Consider the following 17,856-nt stretch of genomic DNA (forward strand, 5'->3'; position numbering starts at 1 on the left):
CCGGGGGCGCCCGCGGCCGGTAGAGTCCGGTCGCTGGCGCCCTCGTTTCATTCCTCCTATCCCTGGCCCGCGACTCTCATGGAACAGACGACCTCCCCGCGTCCCACGCTGCGTGTGAGCGATGATCGGACCTTCATCGAGGCCGAAGCGGCCTTGGAGAAGGCCGGCCGTGTGGAGGAGCTGATCCGCCTGTACGAGGGGCGCTCGCGCGACGTTCCGGCGGACGAGGCCGTGCGTCTGTTGTGCCGCGCGGGAGAGCTGGCCCACGAGCGGCAGCGCAACGCGCCACGTGCGGAGGAACTCCTCAAGCGCGCGCTGCTGGTGGCGCGTGACCCACTGCCCGCATTGCGGGGCTTGAAGCGACTGAACGAGATTCGCCAGGACTCGGCGGCGCTCGCGGACGTGCTCGAGCGGCTTGGCGCCGCGACGCAGGGCGAGGAGAGCGCGAGCCACTACCTGAAGGCCGCGGACCTCTACGAGCAGAAGCTGTTCCGGCGGGACCGCGCGGTGCTGTGCCTGCAGCGCGCCGCGCGAGCGAAGCCGGAGCGCAACACGTTCCGGCGCGTGCGTCAGCTGTTGCTCTCGGAGGAGCGCTTTCAGCCCGCGTTCGAGGCGCTGCAGCGTGAGCGCGCGGCGCTCGGTGACACCGGCATGGCCGAGGAGTACGCGGCCCTGGCGGAGCGTCTGGTGGATGACCCCACCGAGCACGCGCTGACGCAGCAGGTGCTGGAGGTCGCGCGGACCCTGGAGCCGCAGAACGCGCGGGTGGAGAAGGCGACGCGCGCGCTCCAGCGCTTCGAGCAGCTCTGGCGCGACAAGGTCCGCATGCTGCGCTCCATGTCGCTGGAGGAGCGCGACCGCAAGAGCGCGGCGCGGCTGTCGCTGCTCGTGGCCAAGCTGTTCGCCTGGTACGACCCAGGCGCGGCGGGGAAGGTGAAGGAGGCGCTGGATCGCTGCTTCCTGCTGTGGCCCGCCATGCCGGAGGCCCTGACGCTCATCGAGAAGCTGGCCGAGCGCGCCGGAGACTTCGCGCCCGCGATGGCCCAGTTCGAGGCGATGGCGGGCGAGGCGAGGGATCGCACCGCCCAGGTCGACCTGTGGCTGCGCCTGGGCATGCTGCGCCTGGGGCGGATGAACGACGCGGCGGGCGCGCTGGCGGCCTTCGAGAAGGCTGTCGCGGCGGACGCGTCGCGCGCCGATGCGGCGAGCCTCGCGGCGGAGCTGATGCTGGAGCAGGGACGCTCCGCGGAAGCGGTGGCCACGTTCGAGCGCTACCTGGCCACGGTGAAGGACCGCTCTGTCCAGGCCGGGCTGCGGCTGCGGTTGGCGGATCTGTGTCTCTACCAGGTGAAGGATCCGGACGCGGCGCGCGGGCACCTGGAGACGGCGCTGAAGTTGGATCCCACGAACGCGCTGGCGGCCTTCCAGCTCGCGCGACTCCTGGCGGAGGACGACAAGCCCGAGGAGGTCCTTCCGCTGTTGGATCTCGCCATGCTCGCCCCGCGTCCGCGCGCGGAGCGGGTGGCCTTCTGCGAAGCCCTGGCGCTGATGTTCGAGGAGCAGGAGAACGCGCGCGGCGCGTTCGACGTGCTCGCGCGAGCGCTGGAGTTGGATCCGGCGCGGCCGCTGCTGATGAACTCGGTGGTCGAGCACGCGCAGACGGCGGGCGCGCAGCCGGCGCTGGCCTCCGCACTGCTCCGCGCGGCGCAGGCCGCGACCACCGCGCCCGAAGTGGCTTTGGCGATGTGGCGCCACCTGGCCCAGTTGCTCCAGGGCGCGCTCGCGGATCCTGTTCGTGCAGAGGCGGCGTGGCGCGAGGTGCTGTCGCGTGCGCCGGGGGATGCCGCCGCGACGGAGGCGGTGCGCTCGCTGCAGTCGGCGGCTGCGTTGGCGGATGATCCGAAGGTGCGGCTGGAGACGGACATTGGCCGGCGCGAGGCTGCCGGTGCGCCGCCCGAGGAACTCGAGCCGCTCGTGCGTCAGTGGGTGCAGCTCGCGCCCGAGGACGCCGCGCCGGTGCACAAGCTCCAGGCTCTGTGCGTGGCGCTGTCCAAGTTCGACGAGGCCGCGGCGCTGGCAGGCCGTCTGGTGACGCTCGCGGAGTCGCAGCTCGAGCGCAACGAGTGGACCGCGCGACAGGCGAAGCTCTATGCGGAGCGGCTCGGCCGTCAGGAGGACGCGGCGGATCTGTTCCTCGGGCTGCTGTCGGAGAACGTGTCGTCGGGAGTCGTCGTGGGTGGCCTCGAGCGGCTCGCGACGAATGGCATCCGGACCGGGGAGATCGCCGCGGCCCTCGCGGCCCACTACGGACGCACGGGTGACCACCAGCGACAGGTGGCGGCGCTGCAGCGGCAGCTCGACGCGGTGACTGAGCCCGCGGGCCGCAAGCGGCTGTTGGGGCTGCTGGCGGGGATCCACGAGAAGCAGCTCGCGGACAGCCGGGCCGCGTTCGACGTGCGGTTGCGCGCGCTGCGCGAGGACCCGCGCGATGACGCGAACCGCGCCGAGTCGCAGCGGCTGGCGCGTGACTTGTCCGCGCACGCGGAGCTGGGACGCGCGCTGCGCACGCTCGCGACTGAGTCGGAAGAGCCGACGCTCGCGGTGCAACTGCTGACCGAGGCCGCGACGCTGGCTGAAGAAGGCGGCATGGTCGCGGAGGCCGTGGCCGCCCTCGAGGCGGGCCTCACGCGCGCGCCGGAGTCGCCGCAGGTGCTGGAGCGACTCGTCCGCCTGTACGGCCGGGCAGGGCGCTCGGCGGATGCTGAGACGCTGCTGCGCAAGCGCATCCACGCGACGCGAGGCCCCGAGCGGTTGGAGATGCTCCTGCGGCTGGTGGACCTGAACGTGGAGCTGGGGCGCCCCGCGCAGGCGGCAGAAGCGCTTCAGTCCGCGATCTCGCACGGCGCGGAGGAGGGCCGCCACCTGCCTCGTCTGGCCGAGCTGTATGAGAAGGCCGCTCAGACGCGTGAGCTGGGCGAGACGCTGGCTCGGATGATTGCGCTGGCCGAGTCGGCGGGGAACGCGGACACGGTGTCCCGCCTGAAGCTGCGCCGCGCTCAGCTCCTCCAGGGCTCACAGGACGGCAGCGACGAGGCGGTGCAGAGCTACGCGGACATCCTGCGCCAGCGGCCGTCGGATCCAGACGCGCTGGCGGCGCTGGAGGCCATGCTCGCCGAGGGCCCGTCGCGTGAGGCCGCGGCGCGCGCATTGGTTCCCGCGTACGAGCGCACCAAGGACCACCGCAAGATGGTGGCCACGCTCGACATGCTGGCCGAGGTGGCGCGCGATGATGCTCAGCGAGTGCAGGCGCTGCGGCACGCGGCGCAGGTTCACCTCTCGCACCTGCGTCAGCCCGAGCTGGCGTTCTCTGCCTTGGCGCGCGCCCTGCGGTTGATGCCGGCGGACGCGGGCCTGAGGGCCACCGCACGGCAGGCGGCGGAAGACGCGGACGCGCTGGACAGCTACGCGGAGATCCTCTCCGAACTCACGGAGGAGGGCGAGGTGGGCACGGCCCGAGGCGCGCTCCTGCGCGAGCTGGCCGAGGTCCAGGAGAAGAAGCTCGACGACAAGGCGGGCGCGGTGAAGGCCCTGCGCGCGTTGCTCGCACTGGAGCCCGGCAACCTCGACTGTCTGCGCGCGCTCCAGCGACTGCATCGCGCGAGCGAGGAGTGGGCGGCGCTGGCGGAGGTGTTGGAGAAGCTGGCCGGCGCTTCGAGTGAGGCGTCGGAGCAGCTCGCGTATCTGCGCGAGGCCGCGCTGCTGCACGACACGAAGCTCACCGACAAGGAGAGCGCCGCGGACGCGTGGCGCGCCATCGCGGAGCGTGACCCCGCGCAGCGCGAGGCCGCCGCTGCGTTGGATCGGCTCTACACGGAGATGGAGCGCAACGCGGACCTCGCCTGGGTGCTGGCGCTGCGGCGCAACCAGGAGGGGCAGAGCCCCCAGGGCCGCGAGGTCTCCTTCCGGCTCGCGGAGCTGCAGCGCACCGTCCTGGACGACGCCAACGCAGCGCTGGGACTCTACAAGCGCATCCTCGCGGAGGACCCGGGCCATCCGGGGGCTCGCGCGGCGCTGGAGTCCTGGGTGAAGGCGGCGGTGCCCATGAGCGGCGCCGCGCTGGAGGTGCTCGACAAGGTGCTGGAGCAGGTGGGCGACCACGCTCGCCGCGTCAGCCTGCGCGAGACGCGGATGGAGTCCGCGCTCACCGTCGAGAAGATCATCCTCGCCGGAGAGGTGCGCCGCATCTACGAGCGCGACATGCAGCAGCCGTCGCTCGCCTTCATGTCGGCCGTGAAGACCTTCGCCGCGGGCCTGGACCGCGACGGCGTGCGCGCGGACCTGGAGCGCCTCGCGCGCGAGACGGGCAGCCACGAGGTGCTCGCGGAGATCTACGAGACAGCGGCGGTGGACCTCACGTCCGGCGACCCCGCTGCGCTCGAGCTGCTGCGCCGCGCCGCTGAGCTGCGCGAGCAGTTGGATCAGCCCGAGGAGTCCACGCGCCTCTGGAAGAACCTGCTCGCGGACGCGCCGCAGGACCGGCAAGCGCTGGAGGCGCTGTCCCGACTCTACGAGAAGGGCCAGAACGCCAAGAGCCTCTCCGAGGTGTACGCCAAGCAGGCGCTGCTCTCCACGGACCCCGAGGCGCGCCTCGGGCTGCTTCTGAAGGCTGGTGAGGCGTACGCCAACGCAGGCGATGACGCGAAGGCCATCGAGGCCCTGCGCTCCGCGCTCGCGTTGCGCAAGGTTCCTGAAGGATTGCTCGCGCTGGAGAAGCTGTATGCCAAGACGCGGCGCTTCGCGGAGCAGGCCGACGTGTTGGAGCAGCTCGCGGAGGCGGCCCCGGACGAGCCCGCGCGGCGCGGGTGGCTGCTCAAGCGCGCGCTGCTCCTGGAGAAGGAAGTGGGCGCCGCCGAGTCGCTGCCGGTGTACCGGCGGCTGCTGGAGATTGCCCCCGGTGACAATCAGGTGGTCGCGGGCCTGGAGCGCCTGCTGTCGCATGAAGGGCCGCGCATCGAGGCGGCGCGCCTGCTCGAGCCCGTCTATCGCGGGCTGAACGACACGCGGAAGCTGGTCGACGTGCTCGAAGTCCTGCTCCCGGGTGTCCAGCCCGAGAAGCGGCTGGAGCGCATCCAGGAGATCGCCACGCTGCGCGAGGCGTTGGGACAGACCTCGCTGGCGTTCGTCGCACGCCTGCGCGCCTTCAACGAGTTCCCTGGCGAGACGTCGGTCCGGGACGAGTTGGAGCGGCTCGCTGCCGACTCGGGCTCCTTCGAAGAAGTGTCGGCGGCCTACGAGGATCAGCTCGAACGGGACGCCACCGAGCCGCTCGCCGGAGACTTGTGGCGCCGTCTCGCGGGCATCTACGACAACCGCCTGAAGCGTTACGACCTGGCGGTGCGCGCGCTCGAGGAAGTGAGCCGGCGCGATCCGAAGAACAAGACCGTGCTGGAGGCCATCGCCCGCGTGCATCGCCGCACCGGCGCGCACCGTGAGCTGGCGCTGGTGATGCGGCGACAGGTGGCGGTCGAGCAGAACGCCAGCTCGCAGGTGAACCTGCTCTTCGAGCTGGCGCATCTGGCGGAAGAGACGCTCGCGGACAAGTCGCTGGCCGCTCAGGCCTACCGCGAGGTGCTGGGGCTCCGGCCGGAGAACACCAACGCGCTGAAGCTCTTGGGGCGCGTGCTGGCGGAGATGGAGCGCTGGCCGGAGCTGGCACAGCACATCGAGCGAGAGATTCAGCTCGCGGACGCGCGCGGCGCGCAGGAGGAGGCGTCGGATCTGCGCGTGCGGCTCGGACGGCTCAAGGTCGGCCGCCTGGACGACCCGCGTGGCGCGCTGGAGCTGTACCAGACGGTGCTGTCGCGTCGCTCGGGGCACGCGGGCGCGGTGGGTGCGCTCGAGGAGATGGCCCGCTCGGAGAGTCCGCTGCGCGGCGCGGCGGCGCAGGCCCTGGAGCCTGTCTTCGCGTCGGTGGGCAACCACCTCAAGCAGGTGGAGATGCTGGAGTCGCGCGCCTCCGCGGAGCCCGTGCCGCAGGAGCGCGCCGCGCTGTTGCGCCGCATCGCGGAGACCTACGCCGGGCCGCTGGAGAACCCAGAGATGGCCTTCCTGGCCGCCACGCGCGCGCTGCGCGAGCTGCCGGACGACCTGCGCTCGCTGGAGCTGTGCGTCTCGCTGGTGGACAAGGCCGAGGCGCCCGAGGAGCTGTGCGCGGTGTTGCTGGAGGTGGCGCCCAAGGCGAGCGACAGCGCTCGCGCGGAGCTGTACCGCGCCCTCGGTCGCATGCAGGTGGACCTGGGCGAGCCCGCCGAGGCGCTCGCGTCGTGGAAGAAGGTCCTGGAGCTGAAGCCCACGGATCAGGAAGCGCTGGATGGCACGGCGCGGCTGGTCGCCTCGCAGGGCAAGCCGACGGAGCTGCTGGAGGTCCTGCGCCGACAGCTCGCGCTGTCGGAGGAGCCTGCGCGTCGCGCGGCGGTGCTGCTTCAGATCGGCACCGTGCAGGACGAGCAGCTCAAGGACTCGCTGGCCGCACTGGCCACGTTCCGGCGCTTGCTGGAGCTGAAGCCGGACGACACCGCGGCGCTCGAGAAGATGGAGGCGCTCTGCCAGAAGCAGGAGCGCTGGCCGGAGCTGGCGGACGTGCTGGCGCGGCGCATCGCGCAGCTTGGGCCCGAGGAGGGATTGGAGCTGAAGTTCCGGCTCGCCTCGGTGCGCGAGACCAAGCTGATGGACAAGTCGGGCGCACTGGCGCTCTACGGCGAGGTCCTCGCGGTGCAGCCGAACCATGCGGGCGCGGTGGGCCGCATGGAGGCGCTGGTGAATCGCGAGCCGCAGAACCTGCTCGCGGTGGAGACGCTGCTGCGTGCCTTCCGCGCGAGCGGTGACGTGGCGCGTCTGGCGCAGGTCATCGAGGTCCGCGTCGGCGTGTCGCGTGACGCGCTGGAGCGCAAGCAACTGCTGGGCGAGCTGGCCACGTTGCGCGAGGCGCAGGGCGAGTCGGAGCTGGCCTTCCTGGCCCTCTTCCGCGGCTTCAAGGAGGACCCGAACGACGCGGAGGTTCGCCGGCGACTCGAAGACGCCACGGATGCCTCGGGCAGCTACGACGAACTCGTGGTGGCCTACGAAGAGGCCCTCCCGCGCGTGGCCGAAGCGGCCGATGCCGCCGACGTCTGCCTCAAGCTGGGCCAGATGTTGGAGACGAAGCTGCGGGATCCCGACCGCGCCGTGTCGTACTACGAGCGGGCGCGCACCCTGCACGCGTCGGTGCAGGACAAGGCGCTGGTCGCGTTGGATCGCCTCTACGTGGAGCTGGAGGCGTGGCCGGAGCTGGCGGGCGTGCTGGAGGCGCTCGCGGCGGGCGGCGCCAACGTGGCGGACCGCGTGGGCTTCCTCTTCCGGCTCGGTCAGCTCTACCACGAGCGGCTGGACAGCCCGGACCGCGCGGCGGGCGCGTACGAGTCCATCCTCGCGTTGGAGCCGGGGCACCTCGCCTCGGCGCGCCTGCTCGAAGGCATCTACGAGGCGGCCAATGCCTCGGAGAAGCTCTACGGCATCCTGAAGTTGCAGGCGGACAAGGCCACCGGCGCCGAGCGCGACCGGGTGGTGGCCAAGATGGCCCAGGTGTCCGCCGAGGGCCTCGCGGACCTGGATCGCTCCATCGAGCTGTACCGCGAGCTGCTCGCGAAGAACGCGCGCAACGAGCAGGCGTTCTCCGCGCTGGAGTCGCTGTACGAGCGCGCCAATCGCCCCGAGGACCTTCGTGCGTTGTTGGAGGGCCGGCTCGCGCTGACATTGGATCCTCGCGAGGTGGTGCGGCTCAACGAGCGGCTCGGGCGCGTGGTGTACCGCCTGCTCAAGCAGCCCGAGGCGGCGGTGCCGTTCTTCAAGGCCGCGCTGGACCGCGACGCGCGCCACCGCGGCGTGCTGGATACGCTGCGCGAGCTGTACGACGAGACCGGGCAGCGCGAGGAGTTGGTGGGAGTGCTCCGCCGCCTCATCCCGCTGCAGGAGAGCAGCGAGGGCGTCAAGGCGCTGCGCCTGCGACTGGCCGAGGTGCTCGCGGGGATGGGCCGCCGCGAGGAGGCGCTGGACGCGGCTCGGCGCGCGCTGGAGGTGGAGCCGCACGCGGTCGCGGACCTGGAGCGGGTCAACGCGCTCTTCGCCTCGCTGCGGGCCTGGAACGACGCGGTGCGCGCACTGGAGCTGAAGGTCCAGGTGCACCTCGGCGCGGAGGAGCGTGAGCAAGCGGTCGCCACGTACTTCGCCGTCGCCGACCTGTGGGAGGGCCCTGGCGCCAAGCCGGAGCTGTCCGCGGGCGCGCTGGAGCGCGTGCTGGAGCTCGACCCCGCCAATCGCACCGCATACGAGCGGGCGTGCACGCTGTATCGCTCGCACAATGACTGGCGCGCGTATGCCACGGTCATGGACCGGTACATGCCTCACCTCGTCACGGACGAGGAGAAGCTGGCCGCGTTGCGCGAGCTGGCGCGCGTGCAGGAGGAGCGGCTCGGTCAGAAGGACGTCGCGTTCCTCGCCTTGTGCCGCGCGCTGCAGCTCGATGCCTCGGACGACTCGCTCCGCGAGGAAGTGGAGCGGCTCGCCGACGAGACGGGGAGCCACGAGGAATTGGCGGCGGTCTACGACCAGGTGGCGGACGACCTGCCTCGCGGCCCGCTCGCCGAGCGCATCTACGCCACGTTGGCGCGCGTGCACGACACGCGGCTGGATGATCCGCAGGCTGCGGAGGCCGCGTTCCGGAAGATCCTCGAGTTCGACCCGACGAACGCCACCGCGTTGGACGGTCTGGCGGCGGTGTTCCAGCGCCGGGGACGGGATCGCGAGTACGTGGTGGCGCTCGAGCAGAAGCTCGAAGCGGCCGGCTCCATCGAGGCGCGCAAGCCCATCCTGCGGGAGATCGCCCGCGTCTGGGACGAGAAGCTGGAGGACCCGACGGAGTCCGCCAGTGCCCTCTTGCGCGCCCTGGACCTGGAGCCGGACCTGGAGACGCTCGGGGTCCTCACCGCGCTGTATCGGCGGGGCCGGGCGTACGCGGACGTGGCGTCGTCGCTGCTTCGCGCGCGGGACCTCGCGGACTCGAACGAGGCCCGGGCACGCATCCAGGTCGAGGTCGCCGGTGTCTATGAGCGCGACCTGAAGGATGACGAGGCCGCGGTGGCTGCCTATCGGCAGGCCCTCGAGTTCGAGCCCGACAACCGCGAGTCACTGGAGTCGCTGGAGCGCCTGCACACGCGCTTGGATCAGCCCGCGGACCTGCTCGCCATCTACGAGCGGATGCTGGAGCTGAGCCAGGACTGGCGCGAGAAGGTCCGCGTCCTGTTCCGCAGCGCGACCATCTGGGAGGACACGTACCAGAACCCGGCCAACGCGGACGCGTGCGTGGAGGGCGTGCTCTCCATCGACCCGACGAACGTGCAGGCCATCAAGGCCCTCATCCGCCTGCGCCGCGCTCAGGCGCGCTGGGAGGACCTCATCGCCGCCTTCGAGCGACAGCTCGCCCTGGCCACGAGCCCGCAGGAGCAGGCGGAGCTCTACGTCGACATCGGCAACGTGCAGTACCAGCAGCTCAAGGCGCTGAACAAGGCCGTGAACAGCTACCACGCGGCGCTCGCGGCGGACCCCACGAGCCGACCCGCGCTGCACGCGCTGGGCACGCTGTACGAGCGCAGCGGCAACTGGCCCTTCGCGCTGGAGATGCTGCAGAAGGAGGCGGAGCTGGCCGGCCAGTCTCCCGAGGCGGTGGAACTCTGGTACCGCCTGGGGAAGATCAACGAGGACATGCTGATGGACTCCGGCAGCGCCCGGAACGCCTATCAGCAGGCCCTCGCCGTGGACGCGAGCCACCTGCCGAGCATCCGCGCCCTCAAGGGCATCCAGGAGCAGGAGAAGGACTGGGGCGGCTACGAGCAGACGCTCTTGCAGGAGGCGCGTCAGACCGAGGACCCCGAGGCGAAGGGACGCGCGCTGCTCGACGTCGCGCGCTACCACGCCGAGACGCGCGAGGATCGCGATACGGCCACGGGCTACTGGGAGGAGACGCTCAAGCACATCCCGGACAGCCTGGAGGCGGCGAGGCCCCTGGCGGACATCTACATCGCTCGCGAGGACTGGGCCGCGGGCGAGCGGATGCTCGACATCGTCACGCGCAAGATGGCCGAGAAGGCCATGGCCGAGAAGGACGGCGCGCTCGCCGCGGAGCTGTGCCGCCAGCTCTACCGCCTGGGCTACGTGGCGGAGAAGCTCGGCCGTCGCGACAAGGCCCTCAAGGTCTACGAGAAGGCGTACGAGCTGGACGCCACGTACCTCCCGGCGCTCGAGGGCTACGGCAACCTGCTCGTCCAGGCCCGTCGCTTCGAGGACGCGCTCAAGGTCTTCCAGACCATCCTCATCCACCACCGCGAGGAGCTGACCGACCTGGAAGTGGTGGAGGTGTACTGGCAGCTCGGTGACGTGCACGCGGCGCTGGGACAGGCCGACCGAGCGCAGAACCACTTCGAGAAGGCGCTCGCGCTGGATCCGGGGCACGAGCCCACGCTGCGTGCGCTCGTGGCGCTGATGGACAAGGCGAGCAAGTTCGAGAAGTCCGCCGAGCTGCGCCAGCAACTCGTCAACGTGGTGGAGGGAGACGCGAAGATCCGCGTGTTCCTCGAGCTGGGTCGCATCGCGCGGGATCAGCTCAATGATCCGTACATGGCCATCGACGCCTTCAGTGGCGCGCTCAAGGTCGACCCCACGTCTCCCGAAGTCATGGACGCGCTCTACGTGCTCCTGCGGGAGACGCGACAGGGGCAGAAGGCGGCCGATGTCCTCACGCGGATGCTCGCGCTGCCGGCGCTGTCGTCCGAGCCGCACAAGGCCAAGCGCGTGTGGTTCGCGCTGGGCGAGATTCGTCGCGACGAGCTGAAGGACGTCGAGGGCGCGACCCAGGCCTTCAACGCCGCGCTCGACCTGGACCATCGCTTCGTGGAGGCCTTCAGCGCGCTGGAGGCGCTGCTGGGCGGCGCGCGCCAGTGGAAGGTCCTCGAGGAGAACTACACGCGGATGCTGGGCCGTCTGCCCAAGACGCCGGACACCCATGCCGCGCGCATGACGTTGTGGCGGGCGCTGGGCGATCTGTATCTCCAGGTGCTCAAGAGCCCGGAGGGGGCGGTCGCGGCCTACGGCGTCGCGGCCAAGGGCCTGCCGGACGATGCGAGTGTGCAGGAGACCTTCGCCGAGATCGCCGGCGCCATGCCTGGCAAGGAGGATGAGGCCATCGCCGCGCTGCGCCGCGCGCTGCCGCACACCCAGAACGCGCGCAAGGTGGTGGGACACCTCGTGCGCCTGTCCGCCCTGCGCAAGGACTACGACGCGGCCTGGCTCGCGGCACAGGCCGTGACGGGGCTGCTCGGTGAGGCGGGGGAGGATGAGCAGGAGATCCTCACCAAGCTCGGTCCCTACGCGAAGAAGAAGGAGCTGGCGCAGCGTCCGTTGACGGATCGCCTGTGGCAGACGCACCTGTTCCACCCGAAGGTGCGCGGGCCGTTGTCCGAGCTGCTGGGCCTGCTCTTCGAGAAGGCGGGGCACCAGTACGCGGTGCCCGTCACGCAGTACCAGCTCGTGCCCAAGAAGCACCGCATCGACGTGGCGACGGCGCAGGAGTACCACGTCAACCACTACCGCTACGTGGCACGCCTGTTCGGCATGGAGGCGGTGGAGCTGTACTCGGCCTTCCTCGTGGCGACGCGCGAGCGCCTCGCCAAGCGCTCCAACGATCCGGCGCCCGAGCCGCTCATCAACGTCGAGCTGCTCCAGACGCATCCGGCGTCGGTGCGTGTGGGTGGCAAGTACTTCGCGGAGCAGGGACAGAAAGAGGTCTACTACCTGCTGGGTCGCACCCTGGCGCTGGCGCGTCCGGAGCTGTCGTTCAGCCAGCGCGTGGCCCCCGAGCGCCTCGAGGCCGTGGTCCAGGCCGCGCTCACGCTGGTCGTGGGCAACGTGCGGCTGACGGTGGACCCGCGCGCGGTGGACGCGGAGCGTCGCTTGCTCGAGAAGAGCCTCAGCGAGCCGGACCGCGCGGCGCTCGCGAAGGTGGCTCGGGCCTACCTGCCCACGGCGACGCCCCAGGACGTGAAGAACTGGCTGGAGGGCGCCGAGCTTACGGCGTCACGCGCTGGACTCTTCGCGGCAGGCGAGCTGGAGCCGGTGCGCCGCATGGTGCAGGGTGAGACGGGCTCGGCATTCCGCGTGCCCTCGCGCACCAAGCTGCGAGAGCTGCTGGTGTTCGCGACCTCCGAGGATCTGCACGACTTGCGAGTGGCGGTGGGGACGCACGTGGAGGTGCAGGTGCGACGGTAGCGCCAGACCCGGACTCTGGGTTCATGCGTTGAGTAGCATTCGGGCAATCAAGGCGCGCGACCTTGATCTCCCCGGTGGGCACTTCTACGATTCCGACGGGATTTCTTCCGTCATTTCTGAGGGTTGCGGGAAAGATGCGTTTCGTCTGCGACAGCTGCCGCGCGCAGTACATGATCAGCGACGACAAAGTTGGCTCCAAGGGAGTCAAGGTTCGTTGCAAGAAGTGCGGTCACACCATTCTGGTGAGGCCCGCGGGAGCACCGTCGGTGAAGGAGGGCTCGCCGGAGATTGCACCGGTCGAGACCACGCCTCCCGCTGCCGGTACGCCACGCGGGGCCGAGCCCGCCGGAACGGGGTTGCCCGCTTCGCTGGGCACGCCTCCGGAAGGTGGCCTCTTCACGGACGTGGAGGAGGACGAGATCGGCGCCGTGTTCGATCAAGTGCTGAGCTCCGGCTCGCACAAGATTCCGGCGGGCGAGGCCGTGGGCGCGACGAAGGATGCCGCGTCCGAGACGGTGCGCCGTTTGGCCGAGGCCGAGGAGACCGAGTCCGCGAAGGAAGACGCCAAGCCCAACGCCGCGGCCCACGAGTGGTACGTGGCCATCGAGGAGAAGCAGGTCGGGCCTTGGTCGGTGGAGAAGGTGAAGGACGCCTGGGAGCGCGGAGAGGTCGGGCCGGACAGCCTGTGCTGGCGCTCGGGATTCAGTGATTGGATTCCGCTGTCCGAGACCGCCGAGCTGGCCTCGGTCCTCGCGCCGCGTCCGTCCAAGCCTGTCATTGTCGCGCCCGCGCCGGTGTCCTCGTCGTCGCCCTCCGTGGTGGCTGGCCCGGTCGAGTCAGCCTTCAGCGCGGGCAGCTCCAAATCGGGTCGCACGGACACGGGTGTGGGAGTGCCGTTGGCGCCGGCCGAGGAGTCCGTGGGCTGGAAGCCGTCGGCGGCCAGCGTGCTGGCGTCTCTGGTGAAGGAGGAGAACGAGGCGCTGGCGAAGCCGCCGCCGCGTCCTGCTCCGTCGCTGGAGAAGGAGCCGGTGTCCCAGTCTCGGCTGCTGGACGTGCCGATTCCGCCTCCCGAGCCGTTGTCGTCGCCAGGTGCGCCCATGCCGATGATGGGTGCGCCCATGGCTCCGGCGCCCATGGCCTATCCGCCGCAGCACGCGGCGCCTGCGTATGCCCAGGCCGCGCCTGCCTATGCGCAGCCGGCGTACGCGCAGCCCGCGCCCGCCTATCCGCCCCCGGGTTATCCCGTGGGCTATCCGCCTCCGCAGGCCGCGCCTCCCGCGGGCAAGAGCAAGATGCCGCTCATCGCGGGCGGCATCGGCGGGGTGCTCATCGTGGGCGTGTTGGCGGTGCTGGCGTTCTCGCGCGGTGGCAACGCGCGCGGTGAAGAGACGCCCGTGCCGTCGGCGTCTCCCTCGCAGGTGGCGGCCGCGACGCCTCGTCCGAGCGCGGAGATGCCGCCGATGCCTGCGGCTCCGGTGGGGACGGTGCAGACGCCGCCCCCGGCGACGGCTCAGGCCACCGCGACTCCGCCTCCAGGCACGACCGCGCCCGCGGGTGGGGCGCCAGTCGCCGCTGCCGGTACGCCGCCGGTCGCGGCGGCTGTGACGCCTCCGGCGGGCGGGACGAGCGCTCCGGTCGCGGCGGCCACGCCGCCTGTTCCAACTGCGACTGCGGCCGTGACACCTCCGCCGGTCGCTGCGCCTCCGACTCCGGTGGCTGCAGTGGCGCCGGCCAATCCAGGCACGCCGGTGGCGCGTGTGGATCGCACGCCGACGACCCGTCGCACGGGCACGTCGAGCCGCGCTGGGGGGCACGAAGAAGAGACGCACAGCAGTTCGCAGCACACGGCTTCGACTTCATCCAATGCGGGCGGCGGGGATGATGAGTTTGATGATCTCTTCGGCACGAAGAAGGCGCAGCCGGTGCCGAAGCCGGGAGGCAAGACTCCGACGACGTACATTCCGCCCGAGCCTGGCGGCTCGATGCCAGACACGCTTCAGCAGTCCGACATCATGCAGGTCGTGTTGTCGAACAAGCCTGCCATCGTGAAGTGTGTGAGTGAGCAGAAGAAGAAGGACCCGGCGCTGAGTGGCAAGCTGGTGATGCGTTGGACGGTGCAGACGAGCGGTAAGACAACCGCTGTGTCATGTCGCACGGATGAATTCCGTTCGAGCTACATGGCGAGCTGCATTTCGGGCCTCATCAAGGGCTGGACGTTCCCGCGGCACAAGCGCCAGGGCGACCCCATCGATTTCCCGTTCACGTTCTAAAGGACACTTGGGTCGAGGGTGGTGCATGACACCCTCGACCCAAGTGTTGGTTTTTGAAGAGGTTGAATATCTGCGGAGTGAGGCCGTCGACACTGATTGACACGTCTGGACGGGGGGGGCTAAAGCCCGCTCAGTCGGTGGCGTCGGGGCTTGGAAGTTGAGGCCGGAAGCCCCGTGCGACGTTCAAACAGAGGAGGAAGTGCCGAATGCAGCTTCGCAAGATGATGGTGCTGTTCGCCGCGCTGGGTGCGGTGGGGTTGGCGGTCAGCGGGTGTGGTGACGACACGAATACTTCGACGACGTGCGCGGCCAATTCAGACTGCGCTGGAACGGAGATCTGCCACCCGACCGCGAAGGTGTGTGTGGCCACGTGTACGGGGGCCTCGGACTGTCCGGACACGGCGAAGAACTGCGCCGCGTTGACGGTGTCGGGTGCGGACCCGAGCGTGAAGGTGTGCCAGTGCCAGACGGACCAGCTGTGCAACAAGGATGGTAGCCAGGTGTGCTCCAACCTGGACAAGGTGTGCGCGAACAAGTGCACGGCCGACGCTGACTGTGGTGTGGGCCGCACCTGCGACACTGCCTCGGGCCAGTGCAAGGCCGGTTCGACGACGGGCGACACCTGCTCCGGCGAGGGCCAGGCGACCTGCAGCTACGGCAGCTTCTGCAACTCGAGCAAGTGCGCCGCGGTTCCCGCGCCGACCTGCGACAACTTCCAGAACTTTGGCAACAAGTCGGATTTGGGCACGACCGGTCCAATCATCTTCAAGGCCGCAACGACCAGTGCAACGACGGATACTTCGTTCTGTGGCGCATCGGCACCGAAGCGAGTCAAGATTACGATTTCTGCCTACTCGAACACCCCATTCCCTCAGACGGCAGCGGAGCTGAACGGACTCTTCTATGTGCTGGTTAATGGTTCGAAGCAGGCGCCATCAATTAGCAGCTCCTCTGGTAACTATACTGTGACCGGGGTGAATCGGGAGCGCGCAGATATTGTTGCCAATCTCTGTGTTTCGGCCACGAGCACGACTACGTCACTGGGCTACTACTTCACGGGCGGAAACTTCTTCTGCTTTCAGTCTGCGTATTAGTCAGATCTGCGCAAGGGGCTATTCTCAATTAGCCTTGCGATGAGTTTCAAGGCCTCGCTCGAGATACCGTCGAGCGGGGCCTTGTCGTTTCGGCCTAGGGCACTTGGGTTGTAGTTGCATTTGCGGGCGGCCGTTTGCTGAATTGCGCCGACGCTTTTGCGTCTTAGGGATATGCGCATGAAATCCCATGCGTGCGTGGAGGAGCGTTCATGTCTGTAAGTTCAGTTGTTCATGCGTGTCTGCTCGCGGTTAGTCTCTGGGCGGGAACGGCAGGTGCTCTTGATGTTGACTCAGGCCTGCGGTGTCCGAACGGAACGATTCAGTCAGGTTCTAAGGCGGAAGGCCTGTTCTGTCGCAAGCAGGAGCTGCGCGGTGGCGGCATGGTTGCGCATGGCCCGTATCGTTCGTTTCATGCAAATGGCCAAGTAGCTGCCATTGGCCAGTATGCGGACGGTTTCAAGACGGGGACGTGGTTCTTTTATGATGAGCTGGGTAAGGAGTATTCTCGGACTGAGTTCCGGGAAAACAAGTACCACGGACAGCGAATCCTCTTCTATTCAAGTGGGCAGCGGCACTTTGTCGAAGAGTACCGTGATGGGGTGAAGAACGGCGTTGTCCAGGAACTGAGTGAGGATGGGCGGGTCGTTAGTGAAGCTAGGTTTGAGAACGGGAATTTCATGCCAGCTAAGTGATGCCCTGAGTCCGCTATGTGTGGAAAATGAAATGGCTCTCTCGCTTGGCGAGGGAGTCATTTTGTTCTTAGGTCGCCAATTTGATGCACGGTAGTAGAAGAGGAACCTGGGTGTGACGGCTCCCTCCTTGTCCCCATTCTTGCCCGCTATCCCTGTTCGCCCTGTGGCGGAAATGGGCCTGCGTGAACTAGAGCGTATTCGTCTTATCCTGCGGGGGGGGTCCGTAATTGACTGGCGTAGAATGCATTTCTCGTCGCGCGATGAGGTGGATGGATTCCTACGGCTTTGTCAGATCGATGTTTCGCGCGCATTTGATGATGCCTGGGTTCGGACGATCCTGGCCGATGCTGTGTCCTATCTGCGCAGGACGTTTGACTATCGCGTAGCTGATGCGGTGGCTCAGCCCAGAGAAGTTCACGACTTGTTTCTTTATGCGTCCGGCGTGGGTGGTGGGCGGTACAGGCGAATTGCGTGCATTGTTCTTAAGGTGATGCATGTGATTCAGCACATTGAGGGACGAGATCTGTTGTTTCGACTGGCGGCATCCGAGGCGGAAGTGGCCGAGTTGGTAACGCAGCGGGTGCTTGGTGTTGCGAGAGAGATGCGAGAGCGAGATCTTCCTGTGGTCGAGTTCGCGCACTCATTAAAAACGCGCGAATCACTCGTCACTAAGTTGATTGCCAAGAAGGAAACTGTTGCGGCACAGGTTTATGATCGCACCCGGTTTCGCATTGTAACGAAGCATAGAGATGATCTGTTGCCAGTTTTGTATTTTCTGAGTCAGCGCTTGTTTCCTTTTAATTTCGTGGTCCCAGGGCAAACTGAGAATAGTCTAATCTCATTTCGGGAGTTGCTGGAGGTTTATCCGAATTTTGAACGATGCATTCCGGACCTGCATCTTGATCGTGATTTTGAGGATCGGGAAGAGCGTGCAGGGAATGTTTTTTCGGGAAGTGGTTACCGAGTATTGAACTTCGTTGTCGATCTTCCCCTGCGGATGGATGCATATCTCCCGCCGCCAGCGGAGGACGTGCGCGATCGTAAGGGGCGCATAGTTTTTTCTTTGGTCGAGTTTCAGATGATGGATGAGCGCACTGCAAAGGAGAACGAGCAGGGAGAAAATGCACATGAGAACTATAAGCGTCGCCAGCGGCGACGAGTCCTTGGGCGTCTCTCTCGTGGATTGGTTGTGCCGAAGCGCAGGCCTTAACGCCGAGCGCAGTTGAGATGAAGGATGTCGATGTAGTGGTGAATCCAAGCCGCGAGATCCTCGAGCGGAGTGCTCGCGCGTGGCTGCCTCACCGGTCGTGCCAGATCTTCAACGCTCTGAGGAGCGAGCCGATGAAGCTACCCGTCTGGATGAACTCCTACCAGGTCCCTGGAGTCGTCGCCTCGTCACGAACATCTCCTGAAGCTCACGGCGGACCTTCATCCCATCCAAGAGCG

General features: G+C 68.2%; 5 protein-coding genes. All 5 read left to right on the forward strand.

The window, feature by feature from the left end; all coding sequences use genetic code 11:
• The first annotated feature begins 78 nt into the window (after window positions 1–78).
• The 5 genes from JGU66_15275 (at window position 79) to JGU66_15295 (ending at window position 17,620) form a co-directional block, all read left to right on the forward strand.
• On the forward strand, window positions 79–12,354 hold the full coding sequence (locus tag JGU66_15275) for a tetratricopeptide repeat protein (GenBank protein MBJ6762133.1): 12,276 nt from the start codon (window positions 79–81) through the stop codon (window positions 12,352–12,354).
• A 134-nt stretch (window positions 12,355–12,488) separates the two neighbouring features.
• Window positions 12,489–14,624 (forward strand): adventurous gliding motility protein GltJ, encoded by a 2,136-nt coding sequence (gene gltJ, locus JGU66_15280; GenBank protein ID MBJ6762134.1) that lies wholly within the window; start codon window positions 12,489–12,491, stop codon window positions 14,622–14,624.
• A gap of 206 nt (window positions 14,625–14,830) precedes the next feature.
• Window positions 14,831–15,718 (forward strand): hypothetical protein, encoded by an 888-nt coding sequence (locus JGU66_15285; protein MBJ6762135.1) that lies wholly within the window; start codon window positions 14,831–14,833, stop codon window positions 15,716–15,718.
• A gap of 209 nt (window positions 15,719–15,927) precedes the next feature.
• Window positions 15,928–16,410 carry a hypothetical protein gene (locus tag JGU66_15290; protein ID MBJ6762136.1) on the forward strand — a complete coding sequence of 161 codons (483 nt, stop codon included), beginning with the start codon at window positions 15,928–15,930 and terminating at the stop codon, window positions 16,408–16,410.
• Between the two features lie 172 nt (window positions 16,411–16,582).
• Window positions 16,583–17,620, forward strand: coding sequence for a TIGR04552 family protein (locus JGU66_15295; protein ID MBJ6762137.1), 1,038 nt, complete (start codon window positions 16,583–16,585; stop codon window positions 17,618–17,620).
• Window positions 17,621–17,856: the final 236 nt, after the last annotated feature.

It is taken from the genome of Myxococcaceae bacterium JPH2 (assembly GCA_016458225.1).
Classification (GTDB): domain Bacteria; phylum Myxococcota; class Myxococcia; order Myxococcales; family Myxococcaceae; genus Citreicoccus.

Coding starts and splice junctions, on each gene's coding strand:
- JGU66_15295 (MBJ6762137.1), top strand. CDS start 16,583: ATGGGCCTGCGTGAACTAGAGCGTATTCGTCTTATCCTGCGGGGGGGG.
- gltJ (MBJ6762134.1), top strand. CDS start 12,489: ATGCGTTTCGTCTGCGACAGCTGCCGCGCGCAGTACATGATCAGCGAC.
- JGU66_15285 (MBJ6762135.1), top strand. CDS start 14,831: ATGCAGCTTCGCAAGATGATGGTGCTGTTCGCCGCGCTGGGTGCGGTG.
- JGU66_15290 (MBJ6762136.1), top strand. CDS start 15,928: ATGTCTGTAAGTTCAGTTGTTCATGCGTGTCTGCTCGCGGTTAGTCTC.
- JGU66_15275 (MBJ6762133.1), top strand. CDS start 79: ATGGAACAGACGACCTCCCCGCGTCCCACGCTGCGTGTGAGCGATGAT.